Source organism: Paenibacillus sp. B46(2026) (genome assembly GCF_056786355.1).
In genome coordinates, this window is record NZ_CM165907.1 from 617563 (window position 1) to 640440 (window position 22878).

18 protein-coding genes are annotated in these 22878 nt (G+C 47.1%); 15 read left to right on the forward strand and 3 right to left on the reverse strand.

Going from position 1 to position 22878, the window contains the following annotated elements; all coding sequences use genetic code 11:
- The first annotated feature begins 7 nt into the window (after positions 1-7).
- Together AC1S8V_RS02925 and AC1S8V_RS02930 are read left to right on the forward strand one after the other, a co-directional pair.
- Positions 8-688, forward strand: a complete 681-nt coding sequence (locus AC1S8V_RS02925; protein ID WP_482072360.1) for an oxidoreductase — start codon at positions 8-10, stop codon at positions 686-688.
- A 147-nt stretch (positions 689-835) separates the two neighbouring features.
- Positions 836-1210 (forward strand): RidA family protein, encoded by a 375-nt coding sequence (locus AC1S8V_RS02930; RefSeq protein WP_017690870.1) that lies wholly within the window; start codon positions 836-838, stop codon positions 1208-1210.
- A gap of 105 nt (positions 1211-1315) precedes the next feature.
- Here AC1S8V_RS02930 and AC1S8V_RS02935 read toward each other — a convergent pair whose 3' ends face one another.
- Positions 1316-2074, reverse strand: a complete 759-nt coding sequence (locus AC1S8V_RS02935; RefSeq protein ID WP_482072361.1) for a tryptophan-rich sensory protein — start codon at positions 2072-2074, stop codon at positions 1316-1318.
- Positions 2075-2262: 188 nt separating this feature from the next.
- Between AC1S8V_RS02935 and AC1S8V_RS02940 the strand changes: the two genes are divergently transcribed.
- Entirely contained in the window at positions 2263-3228 is a 966-nt protein-coding gene (locus AC1S8V_RS02940; RefSeq protein ID WP_482072362.1) for an arsenic resistance protein, read from the forward strand.
- An 89-nt stretch (positions 3229-3317) separates the two neighbouring features.
- Here the strand turns inward: AC1S8V_RS02940 and AC1S8V_RS02945 are convergent, their stop codons facing one another.
- Positions 3318-4946 carry a response regulator gene (locus AC1S8V_RS02945; RefSeq protein ID WP_482072363.1) on the reverse strand — a complete coding sequence of 543 codons (1629 nt, stop codon included), beginning with the start codon at positions 4944-4946 and terminating at the stop codon, positions 3318-3320.
- Between the two features lie 5 nt (positions 4947-4951).
- Positions 4952-6781: a cache domain-containing sensor histidine kinase gene (locus AC1S8V_RS02950; RefSeq protein ID WP_482072364.1), complete on the reverse strand. Its 1830-nt coding sequence runs from the start codon at positions 6779-6781 to the stop codon at positions 4952-4954.
- 143 nt (positions 6782-6924) lie between these two features.
- On the opposite strand from AC1S8V_RS02950, the gene AC1S8V_RS02955 reads away from it, so the two are divergent.
- From AC1S8V_RS02955 to AC1S8V_RS03010, 12 genes are all read left to right on the forward strand, one after another.
- Positions 6925-7806, forward strand: coding sequence for a carbohydrate ABC transporter permease (locus tag AC1S8V_RS02955; protein WP_036607341.1), 882 nt, complete (start codon positions 6925-6927; stop codon positions 7804-7806).
- Positions 7806-8642, forward strand: coding sequence for a carbohydrate ABC transporter permease (locus tag AC1S8V_RS02960; RefSeq protein ID WP_145325571.1), 837 nt, complete (start codon positions 7806-7808; stop codon positions 8640-8642). Before AC1S8V_RS02955 ends, AC1S8V_RS02960 begins: the two co-directional genes overlap by 1 nt.
- A 628-nt stretch (positions 8643-9270) precedes the next feature.
- A complete protein-coding gene (locus AC1S8V_RS02965; RefSeq protein ID WP_482072365.1) occupies positions 9271-10569 on the forward strand; it encodes an ABC transporter substrate-binding protein in 1299 nt (432 codons plus the stop codon).
- A gap of 278 nt (positions 10570-10847) precedes the next feature.
- A complete protein-coding gene (locus tag AC1S8V_RS02970) occupies positions 10848-10973 on the forward strand; it encodes a hypothetical protein (protein ID WP_482072366.1) in 126 nt (41 codons plus the stop codon).
- 418 nt (positions 10974-11391) lie between these two features.
- On the forward strand, positions 11392-12864 hold the full coding sequence (locus tag AC1S8V_RS02975) for an SUMF1/EgtB/PvdO family nonheme iron enzyme (RefSeq protein ID WP_482072367.1): 1473 nt from the start codon (positions 11392-11394) through the stop codon (positions 12862-12864).
- A 61-nt stretch (positions 12865-12925) separates the two neighbouring features.
- Positions 12926-14179, forward strand: a complete 1254-nt coding sequence (locus AC1S8V_RS02980; RefSeq protein ID WP_482072368.1) for an MFS transporter — start codon at positions 12926-12928, stop codon at positions 14177-14179.
- 373 nt (positions 14180-14552) lie between these two features.
- On the forward strand, positions 14553-15119 hold the full coding sequence (locus tag AC1S8V_RS02985) for a TetR/AcrR family transcriptional regulator (protein ID WP_482074372.1): 567 nt from the start codon (positions 14553-14555) through the stop codon (positions 15117-15119).
- Positions 15120-15212: 93 nt separating this feature from the next.
- Complete coding sequence (locus tag AC1S8V_RS02990; protein ID WP_482072369.1) at positions 15213-17132, forward strand: alpha/beta fold hydrolase; 1920 nt, start codon at positions 15213-15215, stop codon at positions 17130-17132.
- Positions 17133-17226: 94 nt separating this feature from the next.
- Entirely contained in the window at positions 17227-18174 is a 948-nt protein-coding gene (locus AC1S8V_RS02995) for an aminopeptidase (RefSeq protein WP_482072370.1), read from the forward strand.
- Positions 18175-18585: 411 nt separating this feature from the next.
- Positions 18586-18738 (forward strand): hypothetical protein, encoded by a 153-nt coding sequence (locus AC1S8V_RS03000; protein WP_482072371.1) that lies wholly within the window; start codon positions 18586-18588, stop codon positions 18736-18738.
- 122 nt (positions 18739-18860) lie between these two features.
- A complete protein-coding gene (locus AC1S8V_RS03005; protein ID WP_482072372.1) occupies positions 18861-19283 on the forward strand; it encodes a chemotaxis protein CheW in 423 nt (140 codons plus the stop codon).
- A gap of 363 nt (positions 19284-19646) precedes the next feature.
- Entirely contained in the window at positions 19647-22853 is a 3207-nt protein-coding gene (locus tag AC1S8V_RS03010) for a DEAD/DEAH box helicase (protein WP_482072373.1), read from the forward strand.
- Positions 22854-22878 lie beyond the last annotated feature (25 nt).

Here is a 22878-nt window from a genome sequence, read left to right on the forward strand (position 1 = left end):
GATGTATATGAATCGTCTCGAACGGAAAGCCATGGTGATTGGAGCCACAGGGCTTGTAGGCGAATTGCTGGTTCATAACCTGCTGAATCACCCGGCATACAGCCTGGTTCGCATACTGGTTAGACGTCCACTTGAGCTGCAGCATCCCAAATTGGAACAGCATGAGGTGGACTGGGAGCAGTTGGAAAGCCAAGACCACTTATTCGACGGGATTGATGACCTGTACTGTTGTTTGGGTACAACGATTAAAAAAGCAGGCAGTCAGGAGAACTTTCGCCAGGTGGATTATCATTATCCGGTTCGTGCAGCTACACTTGCGAAGCAGCATGAAGTATCACAGATGCTTGTGATCTCCTCCATGGGAGCAAGCGCAGGTTCCCGTGTCTTTTACAGTCGGACCAAGGGGGAAATGGAGGATGCGCTGTCCGATATTGGTTTTCAGTCATTGCATATCTTCCGCCCTTCCTTAATCCTGGGATATCGAAACGAGAAGCGGTTCGGTGAACAGATGGCTGCTCATGCCATGAAGTTTCTGGATCGCTGGATGAAAGGCAGAGCGGACAAATACCGGGCGGTCCACGCTTCAACCATTGCACAGGCCATGACGAATATTGCGCTGGTGCAAGCCAAGGGAAACCATGTTTACCCGAATGAAGTCATTCATGTCCTTGGTGCGGACGGGGGTTAAGAACCTTTGAACTAGTTGTTTGCTTCATGTGGCTAGGGAGGAGCGTTTCTCGCTTGAGGTAGATCATGGTATAATAGGCAACAAAATTGAGTTCGAACCCTGACTCCTTGTGGCAGCAGGATAACGAACATGAAGGAGAACTTGTCCATGAAAAAACCAATCTCTACCGATCAGGCGCCAGGCGCCATTGGTCCATACAGTCAAGCCGTTGATGCAGGCGATTTCATCTATACTTCCGGACAGCTCGGCCTGAATCCCCAAACGGGAGAATTCGGTGCAGATGTACAGGAGCAGACACGTCTGTCTTTGAGCAATGTGAAAGCTATTCTTGAAGCAGCAGGCACAAGTATGGATAAAATCGTGAAAACGACGGTGTTCCTGAAGGATATGAACGACTTCGTTCCAGTGAATGAAGTGTATAGCACGTTCTTTGAACAGCCGTATCCTGCGCGCAGTGCAGTGGAAGTTGCTCGTTTGCCAAAAGATGCACTGGTGGAGATTGAGGTTATTGCCCTGAAATAGGACAGCCTTCATTCGCTCCGGTATACATAAACAGCCGATTTCGGGTCGAGGACCAGAATCGGCTGTTTGCGCTACGTTTTTGCATTATGGTAGAAGGGGAGTCGCTTAATCGCGATCCTGATTGCGGGCGAAGAACAGCCATACCGCGTAGATGGCCAGTACGATCGCAATGATGATTGCCGTATAATATACGGAAGTGACATCCTTTTGTTTAAGTGCAATGGCGATATACGCCCATGTGAATACAAGTGGATATACACTGTCCCGATAACGGAAGCTAACGAGTACAGCCAGCACCATACCCACAATCAGCATAATGATCGTCCAGGTCGGTTCGCTGAGACCAAAACCATCCCAGCCAATTTTATATAACAGCACAGCTGCATTGACGATCGTTGCCACGCTAATCCATCCGAGATAGATGCTGAAGGGCAGCTTCACAAGCCAGATCTCAGCAGTGGTTGGCACAGTAATGGTACGTGTTTTTACATACAGCATGATCAGGGACAACAGAAGCAGTAAAATAATCAGTAAAGCGAAACCGGTCTGCAAGTTTTGAAAAGCAAAAATCCAGGCTACGTTAAAGGCACAGCTTGCCAGGAACCAATACCCGAGACGAGTAATCGAATCCCTTTTCCAGGAAACGGGCACGAACTGATAGATCACGAATCCTGCAAGCAGCAGGTAGATGAGACCCCATATAGAGAAGGCATAGCCAGAAGGAGTAAGCAGCACAGGGTACATATCCGATACTTCCTTGTTGGTCTTGCCTCCGATCGGCAGAGCGTTGGAAAGGTAGTTCACGATAATTACAGCGATAAAACCAATGGTGTTTAACCACTTGTACGGATTGTTACGTGACATTGTGTTTCCTCCTTGGACTAACGAAATGAATGAACCACGGGTCAGTCTACAATGAATATACCCAGTTCTTGCACACTCTAATAACACCCGCAAAAAATTCACATGTTGCACTCTGTCCCAATGTACGCGTAATGAAGCAGGAATATGTCCATGCCCGCGATGTCCAACCAGAGGAGGGGAAGAAAAGAATGTTTTCAAGAGAAATGATGGAGAAACAACAGACTTGGTTCTATGTTATTGCGTTGTTCGCAGGAGCAGCAATAGGACTGGGCAATCCTGAATGGGGAAATGCTTTGCACTACACCGTGTCTCCCATACTTGCTGTACTGTTATATAGCATGTTCGTACAGATTCCCTTTTTACAGTTAAAAGAGTCCTGGTCCAATCTGCGATTTATGGGCGCGTTACTGGTGGCTAACTTTATCGTTGTACCTGTAGTCGTATGGTTGCTTACACTGGTCTTTCCGCAATCACCAGGCGTTCTGATCGGAGTCTATCTGGTACTGTTAACACCCTGTATTGATTACGTCATTGTGTTCACACAACTCGGCAGGGGCAATGAGAAACTGATGCTCGCCGCAACACCCCTTTTATTTGTTATACAAATGATCCTGTTACCGTTTTATTTATGGCTATTGATGGGTACCGAGGTGGCGCAGATCATGCAGGTAGGGCCGTTTGTAGAGGCTTTTCTGTTCCTGATCCTTATTCCACTGCTGCTCGCTGTTGTTACACAAGTTTTCTCCAAAGGTAAAGTGAGCGGGGAGCGGGTCATGAATGCGACGTCATGGCTCCCGGTTCCGATGATGGCACTCGCGCTGATCGTGGTTGTCGCTTCCCAGATTGGCAAAGTCTACAATGATATGGCGATCATCGTGAACGTGATCCCGATCTACGTTGCTTTTCTGATCATTATGCCCTGGTTATCTCGGATCATTGCTAATGGGTTTCGATTGAATCCAGGTGCAGGGCGGGCGTTGATTTTCAGTTCAGCCACACGTAATTCGCTGGTTGTTCTGCCGCTAGCGCTGGCACTCCCACCACAATGGGCAACCATTGCTGCGGCAGTCATCGTTACACAGACGATAGTGGAGCTTGCAGGGGAGCTAATCTACATTCGACTTGTACCTGCGGTAATTTTGCGGGATCGGTGAGCGTACCAAGGGCGTATCTATGTTATTTTTCTTGTTCCAAAAAAAAGTGAAAAAGGACTCCGTTAGGGGTCCTTTTTGAGTTGAAGCTCTTACGTTCCAGCCTGCAATAATGTTTTGCGGTATTCCGCTGGTGTGATGCCCTCCATTTTTTTGAACACTTTGCTGAAATACTTTTCATCCTGGAATCCAACCATCTCTGAGATTTTGGCGACTCGCAGGGAAGGGTTTTGCAGTAACAGCTTGGCGTTGTTGATCCGCAGTTTAGCCAGATATTCCGACCAGTTCAGACCAAATTGCTGTTTGAATTTGCGGGAAATATACTCCCGGCTCAGATAGAAACGCGCGGCAATCTGCTGTAAGGACAGGTCCTCTTGATAATGGGCATCCATATAACGTGCAATCTCACTCATGGGATCGGGATTGGCGTGGTGATGAGCGGTGAGCGCCTTTCCTGCGGCAAGCAGTCGCTGTTCCAATAATGAACGAAGCAGGGGGAAGGATAACAGTCCTTCAGAGTCCAAAGGTAACTCGGCAAAAGGAATAGACTGTTCCTCCGTCACTTCTTCCTCTTTGAATGACGAACCTGCCGTATCATCAAGCCATCGGCTCAGCATCCATTCCAGCTCATCGATCCATTGCTGGATCTGCTCAGCACTGACAACCTCAAGATCAGTAATCGGGTCAAGCCACTCGGCGACCGCAGCAGCTACACTGGAAGCCCGGCAACTCATGGCTGCCATACGCAGGGGTTCTTCATGGGCGGTTAAACGCCTGATTTTATTCCCATTCAATGATTCCACTGAAGCATGGATTCGCTGTTTAATTTGCACAGCATTGCGCCGCCACAACCTTGAACTTGCTTCGAGATAGGCCGCTGAGATTCCGCCAGGGTAGGACTCACAGATGGAGATGCCAAAATGAAGCCGGCGCTGAATCGTCTGCTCCAATCCATGATTGACCTTGTCCAGAATATGTTCCAATGATGCGGGTGGGCCCCAATGCAGCAGAACAATCTCGTCCGGTTGATCCAACTGACGAAACATTACGCCTTCGTCCGGTGTGGATAACATTTCGGCACAGATATTGAGTACCGAGAACACAAGCAGGTCCGGTTGACTGCGGTATTTTGCCAGACAATCTGCATCCAGATGGGACAGGCTGGTGACAGCGACACTACAGACAGGGATTAGACAGGGGAGATTTAACTCATCCTGCAATCGCTGCATGTGTGATGGGCTGCTGCCTCTTCCGACGGCAAGTTCGGTGAGCAGACGATCCTGGTAGTGTGGGCGCATTCGATTAACGACAATGGATTGCCTGGTGGATTGTATCCGAATGGCGTCTTCCTCTTCCCAAGCTGTAACGGCCTTTAATAGAGATGCATTCAGCTCATCTGCTTCCACAGGTTTCAGCAGGTAGTCCATTCCACCATGCCTGATTGCATGCCTCACGAGTTCAAAATCATCATATCCACTAATGACCAGCACCTTGCTGTGTGGGGCATGAACCGATATCCATTCAAGTAATGCCATACCGTCCTTGCCCGGCATACGCATGTCACTGAGAATGATTTGAGGCTGATGTGCCATGATGGAGGCGATGGCTTCATCCCCGTCTGCCGCTTCAAGTAACGTATCAATACCAAAGTCTTCCCAATGACCAAGCAACCTTATGGCATCGCGGACATGTTTTTCATCATCTACAAGCAGTGCCTTCATGTTGTTCACTCTCCCGCGTATAGTTTAACCGTGATCTTCACACCATTTGGTTCCTGATTACTGATCTCAAGCCTGGCTGAGTGACCGGGATGTGAGTTCAATTGAAGTCTGCGCATCACATTTCGTAGACCGATGGACTCGGACTCATCGGATTCCTGCGTGACTAAGCCGGTTGTTGTATGATTTTGGTGCATCCATCCCCGAATCTCCAGTAATTTATCTTCGGGGATAGAGGGTCCGTTATTATTCAGTTCTATTTCAATCCAATGATCATCGATCCGTCGGCTGGATAGGGATATGTGACCTTTGCCAGGCTGAATATCTGCTCCATGTTTGAAATAGTTCTCAATTAAAGGTTGTAACGTCATTCTTGGCATTTCGACAGACAGGGTATCTTCGGCAAAATCCAAATCCACCTCAAGGCGGTCACCAAACCGCTCCTGCTGAAGTTCCAGATATAACCGGGCATGCTCTGCTTCTTCGCGTAAGGTCACGCAGGTCTGATCCCGCATGCTGTAGCGCAGCATTTTGGACAGGGAAGAGAGTAGTGTATACGCCCGTTGTCCTTGCTGTTGAAGGGCAAGTGTACCTATGGATTGCAGTGTATTATACAGAAAATGCGGATGAATCTGCGCTTGCAACGCTTTGAGTTGATTCGTCTTATTGGCGATCTCGAGTCGATATTCCCGCAAAATAAGATTATTTACCGTATCCATCATATCTCGGAAATGACGAGCGAGCACCCCGAATTCATCTCGGCTGGATAGATGGATATCCACATGCAGACGCCCGGCTTGGATCTGGTTCATATACCGCATAAGTTGCTTGAGCGGACCGGTGATTCGGATGGAGATGAACAAGGTTGCAACAATGACCAATACAAGTGCTGCAATGGCAATCATCGCGTTATTCCACGTGAGTGTGGTGGCTCTGGCATATAACGTCTCATTCGGGATCTGTTTGACGATGGTCCAGTCAGCGTACGTGCTGCCAAGCTGCTGGTATACATACATGGAACGATCCTGTTCAAAATGCCCTGCGACATTCTGGGCAGTACCTGTGCTAGATCGCGCGATATTCAGTTCACTAGCCGTTTCCTCGCGTAGTGCATCCGTATGATTGACCTCGGAACGTCCTTGGTAAATGATCTGATTCTGACCATCCACCACATAGATCTGTTCCTTAGCCGGATCATACAGCCTGCCACAGATTGCTGCAATGGTATTCATATTCAGATCAATGGCGAGTACACCCAGACGCTCGGTGGACGGAATATCCTTGATCACCCGATGCAGGGTAATGACTGTTCTGGCAGGGTCATCGGCGGAGGCAGCCTTGAATCCGTAAGTGTGACTCATATGAGCCGATTCCACCCAGATATCCGGGCTGTCACCGCCCATTTTCCCATGAAGTGAGTCGGAATAAGCTTGTTTGCGTTCCTCCCGCTTCGGAAAGGGATTTGTAATTAAGGTGGATTGATTGGCGGCAAAAGAGTGCAAATACAGCTGGAATACATCCGGCACAGCCGCGCGTATCGTCTGCAAAGTGGTGTACACCTCGGCTACCGCACGATAATCACCGGGAATCTTCGCCAGGTTACGCAGAAAGTTCGGGTCGTTATACACAGCAAGCGACGCTCTGGCCACATTATCCACATAGTTATTGAGGTTAGTGGATGCTTGGTAGATCAGGCGTTTGTTCTCTTCAACAGCCTGTTCCCGCAGGGCCGTTTTGGTCTGAATAAACGTCATGCTGATCGATGCGAGCAGTGGAAGGGTGGTAGCAATCAGCATAAAAGCAATCAATTTAGTGCGTATACTGTAGTATCTGGACATCGGAACACCCCTTCTGGTTGCAGGTTAAGAAAGGACAATATTTTACCCCCAACTGTTCACAAGGGTCGGTGTTTCCCTCGGTGATAATGGGGTTTAATAGAAAAAGAGACCAATTTCATCCATCTATAGAAGGGGAGAACGATATGAAGCATCGCAAATCTTCACAGCTGTTACAGCAGCTCGTGTTCGTGGGTCCCTCCATCGTGTTTTTTATTCTCATCATCGTGGTCCCTTTCCTGCTTGGCATGGTGTATTCCTTCACGGACTGGAACGGGGTATCCGAGAACATTAATTGGGTAGGGTTTGATAACTTCGTGCATGTTTTCGCGAATGATCCCAAGTTCCAAACGGCGTTTTGGTTTACGGTGCGCTTCACCGTGGTTGGTGTAGTACTGACCAATGTGATTGGCTTTTTCCTGGCGTATTTCCTGACCAAACCGCTCAAGACGAGAAACATTCTGCGTACGATCTTTTTTATGCCTAACGTGATCGGTGGGTTGTTGCTCGGCTTTATCTGGCAGTTCATATTTGTGAAAGGGTTTTCAGCAGTAGGCGATGTGACCGGCTGGTCCTTCTTCAACCTTCCTTGGCTGGGAGACGAACCGACCGCCTTCTGGGGTATTGTTATTGTATTTGTCTGGCAGACCGCAGGATATCTGATGGTCATCTACATCTCATCTCTGACAAATGTATCCCCTGATCTGCTGGAAGCTGCCGAGATTGATGGCGCAAGTCGCTGGCAGGTACTGCGGAGCATCATTCTTCCGCTCATTATGCCAGGTGTAACGATCTGTCTGTTCCTGGCGATCTCCTGGTCGTTCAAAATGTTCGATCTCAATCTGTCACTGACCAAAGGTGGACCGTTCGGATCGACAGAGTCGGTTGCACTTAATATTTACAATGAAGCCTTTGTGAATAACAGATATGGCATCGGAACCGCCAAAGCGCTCGTGTTCTTCGTAATCGTTGCCATTATCACCATGATTCAGGTACGTCTGACGAAGAGCAAGGAGGTAGAAGCCTAATGGAGACGACGAAAAATTACCGCTTCAGTACCATTGTAACCGAGATTGTCATGGTACTCATTGGACTTTTATTCCTGGTTCCGTTTTACTTCCTGTTTGTGAATTCAGTCAAAACCTTCGGTGATCTGCTCACCAATTCGGCTGCATGGCCAGAAGTATTCCAGTGGGGCAACTATGCGAACGCCTGGGAGAAAATTAACTTCCCGTCCGCGCTAATGAACTCGCTTATCGTTACGGTGGTCAGCAATCTGTTGCTTGTGCTGATCAGTTCCATGGCCGCGTACCGAATGGTTCGCAGCAATACCCGGTTCAACCGGATTTTGTTCGGCATGTTCATTGCCGCCATGGTGATTCCGTTCCAGTCTATCATGATTCCACTCGTTACTGTAACCAGTAATCTCGGACTGATCGATAGCCTTGGTGGACTCATCATCTGTTATCTGGGTTTTGGGGCACCGATGTCGGTCTTTCTGTTCCACGGATTCGTGAAATCCGTCCCACTGGAGATTGAGGAGGCAGCCCGGGTGGATGGAAGCTCGGTCTACGGGGTGTTCTTCCGGATTGTATTTCCACTCATGAAGCCGATGTATGTAACCGTCATTATTCTGAACACACTCTGGATCTGGAATGATTATCTGCTCCCATCCCTGATCCTGCAAAGCTCTAACCTGCGTACGATCCCAATTGCGACCTTTGCACTCTTTGGTCAATATACGAAGCAATGGGATCTGGCCTTGCCAGCACTTGTACTTGGCATCATGCCGATCATTATCTTCTTCCTGCTGATGCAGAAGTATATCATTCAGGGGATTACCGCCGGATCAGTTAAAGGGTGAGTGCGAGGGCAGGGTCGCTGTGGCGGAGTGCGAGGCAAGGTCGCTGGCGGTCTCAAGTTGCGCTTTCGGTCGCTGTTGCTCCTCGGTGGCCTGAATGGATTGGATCAAAGAAGCCACCGAGTATCAAAGGCGAGCGCTCTGCTCCTACATCGCATCCTGATCCCTTTGCTCCCACCTCGCATGGAGGTGTGCAGAGGGAGTCATGCCCGTATAGCTTGGGCATGACTCATGGGGAAAAGAGCAGTAAAGAGAAATGACCAAGAATGAAATGATTTAAAGACCAGGTTCGATAAGGCAGAAGGTGGGTGTGTAAGGGCAAGGTTGCTGCGGTCTCGAGTTGCGCTTTCGGTCGCTGTTGCTCCTCGGTGGCCTGAATGTATTAGGGCAAGGAAGCTACCGAGCATCAAAGGCGAACGCTCCGCTCCTACATCGCATCCTGATCCCTTTGCACACCTCGCAGGGAGGTGTGCAAAGGGAGCCATGCCTGCATAGCTTGGGCATGGCTCCTAAAGGTAAGATTAATAAAGGGAAAATGCCATAAAGGAAGGTTATTCTGTCATTGGAGTGCCAGTGTAAATATTCATTGGTGGAACTGTTATACTTAAACTACTATAGGGAGAGTGTATGTATGAAAAGAATGACGAAGTTGACGTTGCTTATGCTGATTGCTTTTTCGGTAATGCTCGCGGGTTGTGGCAATGGAGACAAGAGTGGCAGTCCGGTCAACACGGATGCTCAAGGTGGCGGCGAGGCTGCTGCCGGGGACAAAACCATTAAAATCTTCCAATTCAAAGTCGAAATTGCGGAAGCGCTCAATCGTCTCAAAGCGGAATATGAATCCTCCCATCCAGGCGTCAAACTGGACATTCAAACCGTGGGTGGCGGCAGTGACTACGGTGCTGCACTGAAAGCCAAGTTTGCCGCAGGCGAACAACCGGATATTTTCAACGTAGGTGGTTATCGTGAACTGGATACATGGCTTGAATATCTGGAAGATCTGTCTGGAGAATCATGGGCCAAGGATGCGCTCGAAGTAGCCAAAGAGCCAATGACCAAAGACGGCAAGCTCTACGGACAGCCACTCGCGCTGGAGGGTTATGGTTTCATTTATAACAAAGACCTCTTCCAAAAAGCAGGCATCACTGAAATCCCAACCACACTGGAACAATTGGATCAAGCGGCACAGAAACTTCAGGCCGCAGGCATTACGCCTTTCTCGAACGGATATCAGGAGTGGTGGGTGCTGGGTAACCATAACGTAAACGTGGCATTTGCAAATCAGGCAGATCCGGTGAAATTCATCCAGGGGCTCAACGAAAGCACGGAGAAAATTCCTGGCAACCAGGTGTTCACCGACTGGATTAACTTGCTCGACTTAACGTTGAAATACAGCAACAAGAATCCGCTGACAACCGACTACAATACACAAGTTACGCTGTTTGCGAGTGGAGAAGCAGCGATGATGCAGCAAGGAAACTGGACTCAAGTACAGATCGATGGAATCGATCCTGATCTGAATCTGGGTATCCTGCCAATGCCAATTAACAATGAACCGAATGACAAATTGTTTGTCGGCGTACCGAACTACTGGGTTGTGAATAAGAATTCCCAAGTGAAACCGGAAGCGAAAGAGCTTCTGGAGTGGCTCGTAACCTCGGATATTGGGAAACAATACATGACGAAAGAATTCAAGTTCATCCCGGCGTTCAGTTCTATCACGGCATCTGAAGAGGATCTGGGTGACCTCGCCACAGAGATTATGAAGTATAGCCAGGAGAACAAAACACTTAGTTGGAACTTCAACCGTTTCCCTGAAGGTGTTCCACAGGAGTACGGTAGCACCATTCAAGCTTACGTTGCAGGCAAATCGGATAAAGCCGGATTGCTTGATGCATTGCAACAGAACTGGGATAGTCTGAAAAAATAACAGATCCCATTCATTTAATGAATGTGTGAATAAGAAAAAACAAGTAAAAGGTGGCTCCAGATTAATCGGAGTCACCTTTTCAATGGGAAAATTTCCAGTTGGAAAGTGCGAAATGAATGAATAGATCGACTAATACAGAAGGTGGAGGTGTTTGTATAATGTCTACAACCTGTTTTTAGTATACAATATGTCAACAAATAGACAAAAATCAAATATTTGTATAGATTGATAGCCCTATCTAATATCCATATTGTAGAAAAATATAGCAGAACAGGGGTATGCTGCTGGGGATACTGGGTGTTACAGTGACAGTAATCCTGTTTGTTGCCATCCGACTGGAGAACAGATTGCCGCTTCAAGGCACCGAATCGATCATTGCCGGGGACAGTGAAACTTCGATTTGAAGCAGGGAAACAACCAGTAATGGTTGGGAAATGAAGTGTACGGAGGGTCAGCGGGGTACGTTCTGGTTGGCCTTTTTTAATATGTTAACCGGACAATCCGTTACTTGTATAAATAAGTATTATATGTAATTACATAATAAAAATTTCCTTTATAATATAATTATTGAAAAAAATAGGATTTTAATTAAAATAAATTTACAGTTAAAAGGAAGGTGGTGGAAAGTATGAAAAAAAATTGGAGAAATTCCTTGAAAAAAGCAGTAGTTGTTCAAACAAATGAGAAATGGTAATTATTTTTTTAAATGACGATTAATGTCCTCGGACATTAATCGTCATTTTATTAATAACTATTTGAATTATGAGGGAAAATACCATATTAATGGAATTTGTAATTCACAGAAGAAAGAGGGATGCGGACATGGACTATCTCATTCAAGATGATCTTAAAGTGAGATATCAAAGTGATATAGAGTTACTAACTGAAATCGAGGAACAGTTGGATCCTGACAATGCTGATTCTCTTTCTCCGCAGGAGTTAAGAGAACTTATGGATCATAGTTTAACTAAATTACAAAAAGTTGAACATCCAGTCGCTGCGGAATATATTTTTGGAATGACACTGGGCCATCCGAACTCTTTTGTACGCAGTAAACTTATTGATTTTGTGAAGGCATGGCTACCTTATCATTCTGCAGTGGAAACAATGATAAGGCTGATTACAGATCCTGATGATCTGGTTTCTTTTAAGGCAATCGAAATTAGTGGTTCCGAACGAATTCAGCCTGCTGCAGGGAAATTATTGAATATTATCGGAAGTTTAAGCAAATCTATTGAAAATCCCGGAAAGCCTGTTGGCTTCGGAGCAAATATTGTCATAAAATCACTCTATGAACTTTTTGGTACGGAGGATGTAAACGAGATTAAACTCATTGAAGATTATTATAACAAGCATGGTTTAGTATTCAATGCTGATGATTTTGAAGAAGACATTCCCCAAGAAATTATAGAGAATTTTGAGAGGAATGAAGAGAAAGGAATGATCCTTGTACCTGGGGGATTTTTTGAGTTTGGAATTAATCCAGACGATATACCAGATCGGACCTTTGATTGGTCGGACGCTTCTCCGAAACAAAAGGTTTGGTTGCCTCCATTTTTTATTGATAAATATCCGGTTACTAATGAACAGTATGATCTGTTTGTCAATGATGTCAAAGAAAATGGACATATATTTTGTCATACTTTTGAGCCTTTAGAAAAAGAACATAAAAGGAATACATATTATGACCAGCGGTTTTATGATTTGTCTCTTCCTGTAACGGGAATCGATTTTTATGATGCGTATGCATACGCTCGTTGGGCGGGTAAAGAACTGCCTACAGAATTCCAGTGGGAAAAAGCTGCAAAAGGAGAAAAAGGAGTTATATTCCCTTGGGGAAATACGTTTAAATCGGATGCTTGTAATTCAGCGTACACTTTATTAGAAGTGGGGGAAATTTATGATTTAACACAGTGGAGAAGAGGGTTGTGGAAGGCCCATGAAGAAGAATCGACTCCATTGGTAAGACATGCAACCAACTACGAGCAATTCGCGAGTCCGTATGGAGTTGTTGGAATGACAGGGGATCATTGGGAGTGGACCCGAAGTGAACTTATGACGAAACGTGCTTTTTTCCCCGCCTTTGAGGAAAAAGAAAAAAGATTTCAATCGATGGCTGTGCTAAAGGGTGGGTCTTTTACATCGCTACCAGGACTAATGTTCTCAGCATTTCGGGGAAAGGATATCCCTTTTTGCAGGCATAACGAAATGGGCATTAGATGTGTGAAAAATATCCCTCTTCAGCTTATCAGGAAAGCAATAAAGCAGCCAATCAGAAACACTGCTATGTATTGACTGGATCTGAAGTGCTCTTTTCACAGGATTCGACAAAACAACGGTAAGGAGTAAATCAATTTTGAGATGGTTAATGAGTCCTCACATCAAATTAATGAAATCTAACAGAAATATAATGTGGGCCTTCATTGGGATGCTGATTTCAAGAATGGGTGACGGAGTGTACTCAGTAGCACTCATTGCTGCAGCTTATGGAGCCACAAAGTCAGGTGGAGGAACAGGAATTGTTCTTGCATCATTCGCTGTTGCAAACTTTATATTTGGTACATTGTCAGGCGTAGTATCTGACAGAGCCAATCGTAAAAATGTATTAATATGGTCTTCACTTGCTTGTGGTTGTATTGTAGCCATCATGGCTATTCTAGCCTATACAGGCTCGTTGAATCTCGCCTCATTATCCATTCTGTCTTTTTTATTAGGCTCAGCTACTCAATTTTTCGAGCCTACAGTTAATGCGTTAATACCCAAACTTGTAAAAAAAGATGAACTGACTACTGCAAATGCAACAATAGGTATGACCGACAGTATCGGATATCTGGTTGGTCCCGCAGTTGGCGGACTTTTACTGACTGTATTAAGCCTGGAGGTTGTGTTATTAATTAATGCGCTCTCGTTTTTCATTGCTATGTTTACAGGGATGTTTTTGAATCCTGAAAGAGACAGTGCCAATCCAAAAAGGACTAAAGGTTTTTTTGGAGAGATTACAGCAGGTTTTGAATTTGTAGCTAGAGACAAGTATATCCTGAAGCTGTTTTTGGCGGGTTCTATAGCGGCTCTGGCATATTCTCCTTTTTTCGTCATTCTGCCTGTATTCTTGGATAAAGAATTAACCCTGCCATTACAAGAACAATCGGTATTGATCGGTTTTATTTATTCTGCTTTGGCATTAGGGCAATTTGTTGGTTATTGGGTCATTTCTTATCTTAAAATGGCGACTCATCTAAACCTTGTTCTAGGTTATCTCTTGCAAGCTGTGGGTTTCGGAGCGCTTGCTATATTTGACCAACAGTTTCTTATTATCTTTTTTGTATTTATCGCGGGCATATCATTCGGCATTGGTGGTTCTGCGTTTCATTCGAAGATGCAAACCCATACACCGAATCACTTGTTGGGAAGAGTATATGGTGTGAATTATACACTTAAAGGTGTAATTACACCTGTTGGAAGAAGTGTATCGGGGTTTATTAGCGACGGTATTGGAAGTAGAATGATTTTCGTACTGATGAGTGTAATGTTTATTTTGTCAGCTTCCCTAACCTTCACTATGAAATCCAAAGATCAGAAAGCTCAAGGAGGTATCTCTCAATCTTCTTGAGGAAGTGATAGAGATAAAAGAAACGTTGCAGCCAGCGCGTGTCGTGATTCAACGACGCGTGCTTTTTGGGCGTGTTATCAATCCAATGTTATTAATCGCTGTGGTTGGCCTTTTTGTTGAATCTGCCGGAAGATATGTGGATAACTCGAAACGGGTTAATGATCTCATGACATATTTAACACAGAGTTAATACTATATGTGGATATCCTGTGTGTATAATGCTCTAAATGTGGACAAGTGAGTGGGATTTAAGCAAGAGAGTAGCTTTTGTTAACAGAATAACTTGTTTTTATTTAATTAGTACTATATAGTTCTAATTATGATAAATCAAAAATCGAACACGGGATCTGCCAAATCCAAGAGTTCCAATCCGGTGAACCGGACCAAAGCAGTTGAAGTGGCTGCACAATTATTTCTGCGTCAGGGGTACAGCTACGTCAGCATGGATGAGGTTGTACGAGTGAGTGGGGTATCCAAGTCCAATATTTATTATCATTTTAAAAACAAGGAGGAATTGCTTCAGGCCGTGGTGCAATACTGGATTGCCCAGTATGAATCGGAGTTGTACTTGCTGCTCAGTCAGCGTGAGCGAGGGGTGGAAGAACGTATCTACTCATTTATGGCTTTGCTGTCGGCAGGCATTGAGGGCCGGAATTATGAAGGGAGCTGTCCTTTTGTTACGCTATATATGCAGACACCAGAGAGTGCACCCCAAGTGAAGGAGAGCATATCCAGATTCTTTCGTGAGCTTAGACCTATGGTAGAGAAGCTGTTTCAGCAAGGTTTGGATCGCGGTGAATTTCGTCAGGGAATCGAGCCAGGACCGGCCGCTTTGTTGTTTATTGCAGCCTTGGAAGGTTCACTTATCCTCGCGGGAACTGCGCGTGATGTAGGCATTATAGAACAATCGGCACGTACTTTTTGTCAGATGCTTCGTTAATCGAAGCTCTTTTTTTGAATATAACTAGTACTATATAGTACTAAAAGGGGCCGTAACAGAATGAATGTACATACAACAAAAATAAATCAGGTAATGAGCAAGTCTGATAATTCAGACACAACCATTTTCATGACAGGTAGTACAGGTTTTATCGGCAAAGAAACGGTCAAACAACTCACGCAGGGAGACGCACAATTGCTCTTGCTGGTTCGTTCGGAACAGCGAGCCAGAACTGTGCTGAAGGCTTATGGAGTGAAGGATTTCGACCGAATTACATTTATTACGGGTGATTTATCCCATTCGGGTCTTGGAATGACGACAGCGGATCGGGAGTGTGCTCTTGAAGCAAATGTAATCATGCATGCGGGTGGAACCATGGACGTTACCTTGGACCGAAAAGTAGCAGAGCAGATATTTATGAACGGGGCCAGAGAAGTGGCACAGCTAGCACAGGAAATTCACCGTACTCATGGATTGAGACACTTTATCCACGTTGTTGGTTATATGAGTCCTTATGGAGAGCGGAATGAACAGGGGAATTATCTACAGGTTGAGCATGTGGATAACAATGAAAGTGCATATGAAGAGATGAAGTTTCATGCCGATCTGCATATTCGCGAGCATGCAGAAATGCATCACTATCCCTTATCCGTTGTAAATCCGAGTACAGTGGTTGGACCACGTCCCACCGGTGAAACCGAGCAAACAGGAGGAATTGGGCTGCTCATCCAGGCGATTCAGAAAGGACTTATGCCAGTAGTGCCAGGAGGTTCATCCTATTGGTTACCGCTTGTGGAGAATGACATTGTTGCACAGACGCTTGTTTTTCTATCCAGGGAAACCGCTCCAGTTGGAGGTACCTATCCACTATTGGCGCGGAAGGAAGACAGCCCCAATATGAAGGAACTGCTGCAACTTCTGGCGCAGCAACTGGACGTACCCAAGCCCAAAGGGGCTATGCCATTACCATGGATTCAATGGATCATGAAATCTGGGGGCACACGCATCAGTGGTGTTCCAGCGGAGTCGGTTGCTTTTATTACCAACAGGTCATTCCCGGTTGAAGAGACGGAGGCACTGTTCACACGCATGGGGCAATCCTGGCCGGACATCCGGGAACAGCTTCCGCTGGTTACAGCCGATCTGGACTATCGTCTTCGTTATACGCCGTTACCTGAGGGTTTTCCGACAGATTATATTCGGTCACGGAGCGGAAATATGGCTATGCTTGGTTGGGAGGGTGAGGGAGAGCCTTGGATTATTGTACATGGTTTGCTTCAATCTGCGGATGAGATGTTACCTTTGGGACAACAGCTTAGGGAACGGACCGGGAACCCGGTATGGCTAATCGATCTCGCTGGATTCGGACGGTCTCCCGTGCATCAGGTGGATGAAGCATTTGAGGGTCAGGTGGATGCATTGCTTCAGGCGCTCGGTGAGTTTAAAGGTCCGGTGAAGCTGGTTGGTCATTCGATCGGTTCTGCTATTGCAGCTGCGGCACAGATGCGCAGCGGGCGGACAGACATTCGGTTGGGGTTCCTTCAGCCAGTGGCTAACAATTCGAATCCAAATGTGCTGAGATGGATTTCCCGTTTGCCAAGAGGGGTGATGCGCTCCCTGCTGCGTGGCAGATCGGAGAAAAGTTGGAATCAAATATTCAGTTCATTTAGCGGCGTAGGCGACAGCAGTGTTATGGCCGATACCATGGGCAAGAGAATACGCTCCAGTCTCCAGTCCCCTCGAGTTGCGGGAGCGAATGCGGATTTGTTGCGGTGGATCCACTCGGGTCAGAGGAAAGGTGCCAGATCAACGTTGTGGGCGAAAATGGAAAGTCAGCATTATGCCAAGAATGCATTAATTGTATGGGCCAATCAAGATCGGGAATATCACTATCCCCAGGATATGAACTCACAGGTCAAACGGATAGATGTACCCTATGGACATTACTTTCCGACGTTTCAGTATAAGGAAACAGCTGCAATCCTCATCGAATGGGCCGATACTTTGAGGTGAGTTCAGATTCTTACATGCAGGAATACCGCACCAACTGTCGAAAGGGTCAAGTCGAGTTGTGAAGAGATGAACCAAAGACAGGAGAGATGAAAGTATGAGTCAGCAACGTGTGGAGATCAGTAAAAATGTGCTAATTGAGTGTCTGGGACTGCGCAGCGGAGAGAATCTGGTGGTTGTCGCAGACGATATGAAACGGGATTTGGCCGAATCCATCTATGAGGCAGGCAAAGCACTTGGAGCAGAGTCGGTCCTGTTAATCATGAAGGAACGCAACAGATCCGGAGAAGAGCCGCCTGCCCCAATTGCGGATGCCATGATTCGGGCAGATGTAGCCGTGTGTGTAACACGATATTCATTAACGCATACCCAGGCACGCAAACAAGCCGCTGCATCAGGAACCCGGGTGGCAACAATGCCTGGCATAACAGAGGATATGTTTATGAACGGGGCAATTACGGCTGAATACTCACAAGTAAAGTCATTAACCGAGAAGGTGACAGCTCTATTAACTGCAGGTCGTCATGTACGAATAGAGAAGCAGGGCCATAGTCTTTCCTTTTCCATTGAAGATCGTAACGGTGTACCGAGTACGGGCATGTACTTGAACCCTGGTGAATCAGGCAATTTGCCATCTGGAGAAGCCTATATTGCTCCGGTTGAGGGTAAAGGCGAAGGCCGTATTGTTGTAGATGGTTCCGTTGCTGGAATTGGTGCGCTTCGTGAGCCGATGTTATTAACCGTCAAAGAAGGACGTTTGGTTTCAGCTGAAGGCCCGGATGGGGCTCAATTACTGGCAACACTTGGCGAGGGGGATGGTCGCTTTCTCGGCGAATTCGGAATTGGGACTAATAACAAGGCGAGAATCACGGGTGTAGTGCTGGAAGATGAGAAGGTATATGGTACGATTCATGTGGCCTTTGGCAGCAATAATACATTCGGTGGAACGATTGCCGCCGGTGTGCATATCGATGCAGTTGTGCAAAAGCCGGATGTGTACATCGATGACAAGTTGATCATGCGTCAGGGTGAACTGGTGGAATAACTGGAGTGAAGGAAATCGAGCATGTCCACAACGTGTCCACAGTAATGGATAACTGGAATGGAAATTCAGATTTTACGTCAGATTTACAAACAAATACACAACATGTCCACATCAAAATAATGAATATCCACATGAAGTGCTAAACATATCCACAGCATGTGTGCAATATGTGCACAACTTATCCACAAATGAGGGATAACTCATGTTTTCATACAATAAAACAGCCTTTTTGGAGCTGAAATATAAGTTACCCACAGAAATCTCGTTTTTTTGTTCCAAGTATTTGAAAACATAGAAACAGATCCATAAATATGGGGAAAAAAAAGACCAAAGATCAGCTTCAAGCCAATCTTTGGTCTTTTTTTTGCAACTAAAATAATGAGATTGATGTCAGGTTACTTACTCTCCGTATTGAAACGACTGACTTCCACCACCCGTCACAACCTGAATGCAACGTCTGTTGAAGTTGGCAAAATTGATCTGAACCCTAAACATTTGCCTGAAAATAACCGATACACCAAAGTAACATCTAATGGGACGAAAGTACCTGAGGTGACTTGGTGAATGCGAACCACAAGCAGGTCACTTTGCGAAAAAAAGTACTCTTCTTGTGGTTTTGTTTTAATATTTTACAGTGATCTGATTATACGGAATGAGAGGGTATGGGGATAATTATGGACGAGGGAATGCAATATATTAATTTTTCGGTAGGAGACCAGATCTTTGCACTACGAATTGATGAAGTTCATGAGATCATCAGAATGGTGCAGGTGACAACGGTCCCATTTGGAAGTCCGGAGATCAGAGGTTTTGCTTCGCTGTATGGTAAAGTCGTTTCGGTTGTGAGTCTTCGTGTATTGTTAGGCATGCCGAATCAGGAGGATACCTCTTCTACACGTATTATTGTGGTGCCTTACAAAGGGGGATTTGTGCCGTTGATCGTAGATATGGTCGATTCTGTTGTGAGTTACGATCGTTTCGAGGAACCAGCTGAGGAACACCGCCGTTTCATGCTTGGTGTTTTTGACAAGATCGGGTTCTGTGAAGACCATCGGGCAGGCATTTTGAACCTGGATGTATTGCTGGGCAGCTTGATCAGATCATCGTAATGTAACGATCCGTAATTCTTTCAATATTCAGTATTATCCTTCGGTTGACCCAAATGTTCCTCATCCGCTTTTCGGGAGAAGGGACATTTTTTTTGCCGCTAGGGCGTGTCTGAAAACTCCGAAGGAAGCAGATTTTGCCGAATTTTCGTTCCAAGCAAGAAAGTTTTCCGCAGGCGTGCCGGGGCACGTCAAGGGAAAGTGACGCAGCAGGGGGCGAAAAGGGGGTAAAAGATGCACTTCAGCGAGTTTTGAGACACGCCCTAACCATCGAAATAACCACTTTTTATGGGCAATGGTTTTTAAATCCGGTCATTTTCGTATATGATGGAGAGTAACAATGCGAAGGGATGACGGGAGACTTTAATGATGCAATCGCTGTATGGAGTATGGCTTGGTGACGTATTTTTTTGTTTTTCCGGTGAAACATCGGAACCGCGTGTGGATGCATGGAGCCACGTGGTAAGAAGGTTGAATTTTGGTGACGGGGGTCGTCTGTTTCAGCCTGCCGCTCTGCGTCTTGCGGAGCTGCGCTGGCCGAACCCGCTGAGGAACACGGCAGAAGCCAAGAACACGAAGCGGCGTCAACTGCTGGGACGCACATTGGAAGGATTGGCAGTCTCGCCCAAGGATGCCTTCAGGCTGCTGCTGCAATGGGATGACCGTTTGTTCAATGCAGCCGGAATTCAGGTTGGAGAAGAGATGCGTTACTGGATCAAAGCGGCGCAGTTCACACAGGAGCTGCTGTTGCGAGGGGCAATTGCTCCATCGGCTGAATTCGCAGCAAAGACGGGCGCACGTCGACGGACCGGGCAAGAGACATTGACAGGCGTATGGCGGCCACGCTTGCAGCAGGAGGAAGATATCGAACGCTTCCGCGATCTTGCTGAAGCGATGCCTCCCATTGGATTGGCTGCTCCCGGAGCCTATGCTTCATTGGAACCGGAAACACGTGAGGAAGCAGGGGCGGCGGTATTATTTTCATTCATGAGTGGCATGATTCATGCTGTGGTGACGAGTGAGCTGGAGGGGATGGACAGTGAGCTATCCCGTTACCGCACACCATATCGACGTGGATCTTCGCCAGTAGCCGAGCTTTGGTGGAACAGTCTGATATCGATGTTCCGTCCTGTAACGGTGCAAGGACCTACGGACGATATGACAGCGTTTATTCATACGTTGCAGGATGCCGGTGGAACGACGATGCCGATCGTGGGAGCGGAAGAAATGGCGCCTGCCGAAGGCCAATTGAAGCTGGTGCTCCGTTTGGAGCCGCCACTGGGCGAACATGAAACGATCTGGGGAATCAGCTTCTGGGTGGATAGTGAGCAGGAAACGAGCCTGCGGTTGCCTGCGCGTACCATCTGGGCACACCCGGAGCGAGATCTGGACCGAGGGAAAATATTATATACCTCGGCGGCAGAGCAGTTATTGATGGCACTCGGGCAAGCAGCAGAACTGGCACCTGAACTGGAGACGGCGCTGCTCACTGCTCGTCCAGAGGGAATTAAGCTGGAGCAGCAGGGTTTCTTTGAATTTCTCACGCATGCGGTTCCACGTTTGCAGAAGGCCGGGATAACCGTTCTCATGCCTTCAAGGTGGAGTCGTGCCGGGAAACGTCGTGCGGGACTCCGTTTGCAGATGTTGAATCGGGGAACAGAGCGGTTGCCTGGAGCTACATCGGCACTTGGCATGGAACAATTGGTTGCTTTCAAGGCGGAGCCCATGCTGGATGGTAAACCGGTCACGGCGGAGGAACTGGCAGCGCTCGCTGAATCGACAGTTCCATATGTCATGTTCCGCGGTGAATGGATCGAAGTGGATACGAAAGAGATTCGCCAAGTCCTGCGTTATATGAAAAAAGAAGAAGAACAATATATGCCTCTCTCCGAATGGTTGCATCTGGCTGCGGATGAAGGGGAGGATTCCGCATGGAAGGGTCTTTCCGTCTTCGGTGCAGAATCCGATGGATTGCTCGCATTCCTGCTCGATGGTCAGGTGCTTCGCAGTATTGAGCCTCGTCAGGTTCCGGCAGAATTGCATGGTGAATTGCGTCCTTATCAGGAACGGGGTTTCCAATGGTTATCTGCCATGCGTGAGCTGGGCTTTGGCGTATGTCTTGCGGACGATATGGGACTTGGGAAGACGATTCAGGTAATTACCTGTCTGCTGGACCGCAAACACGAGGAACGCCAGGCGGCTGAAGAGGAAGCCCATGAGAATGAGATGCTGAATGGATCAGATGATTCATTCCCGGTGGATCAGCATTCTAATGTGCAGCAGCCTGTTCATCTGCCTGCACTTATTGTGTGTCCTACCTCGCTGCTTGGGAACTGGCAGCGTGAGCTGAAGCGTTTTGCCCCGGATCTGTCGCTGTACATTCATCATGGCGGACAACGGCTGCATGGAAACGATTTTCAGGCAGAAGCGCAGACGCATGACATTGTACTCACGACCTATCATCTGGCAGGCAGAGATGGACCGGATCTGGCTTCGTTGCATTGGTCCACCATTGTGCTGGATGAGGCTCAATATATTAAGAACTACCGTACCAAACAAGCGCAAAGCGTGATGCGCCTGTCTACACTTCATCGTATTGCGATGACGGGCACACCTGTAGAGAACCGATTGAGCGAACTTTGGTCGATTTTCCAGTTTCTCAATCCGGGGTATCTGGGTACAGCTTCATCGTTCCGTCAGCGTTATACGGGACTGGGTCCATCTGAAGAAAATGCGGCATCCTTGCGTGAGCTTCATCGACTGGTATCTCCATTCATGCTGCGCAGGCTGAAAAGTGATCCGGATATTCGCAAAGATTTGCCAGAGAAGCTTGAACTGAAATCCTATTGTTCTCTGACGCCAGAGCAGACCGTGTTGTACCAGCGTGTGGTGGACGATTTGATGGGTGGTCTGGATGGCAGAAATGGCATTGCCCGCAAGGGGATTGTTCTGTCCTCCCTGACCAAGCTCAAGCAGATCTGTGATCATCCGGTGCTGGCGGATACTAATCGGAAAGACCACGGCAAGGCTGAGGCATCCGGTAAGATGGAACGATTGCTTGAACTGCTGGACGCCATCCGTGATAACGGGGAATCTGCCCTGATCTTCACGCAGTATGTTGCTATGGGAGATCTGCTGGTGTCGAGGTTGAAACAGCGATATGAGGAAGAACCTTATTTCCTGCATGGTGGTGTGTCGAAGGCGCAAAGAGACGATATGGTGGAGACTTTCCAAAAGGGAGAGGGTCCGTCCATGTTTGTTCTATCTCTTCGTGCTGGAGGTGTGGGTCTGAATCTGACCCGCGCGAGTCATGTCGTTCACTATGACCGGTGGTGGAATCCTGCGGTTGAGAACCAGGCGACGGACCGGGTATTCCGAATCGGGCAGAATCGCAACGTGCAGGTGCACAAGCTGATCTGTCAGGGGACGCTGGAGGAACGAATTGATGAGCTGATCGAAAGCAAGAAGGCACTCTCCGAGCAGGTCGTCGGTTCAGGTGAGAATTGGTTAACCGAGATGTCCGATGATGAACTGCGTGGCCTGATCTCTCTTCAGGGTGAGACGTGGTTGTGACATTGAACATTCAGGGGAATATAGA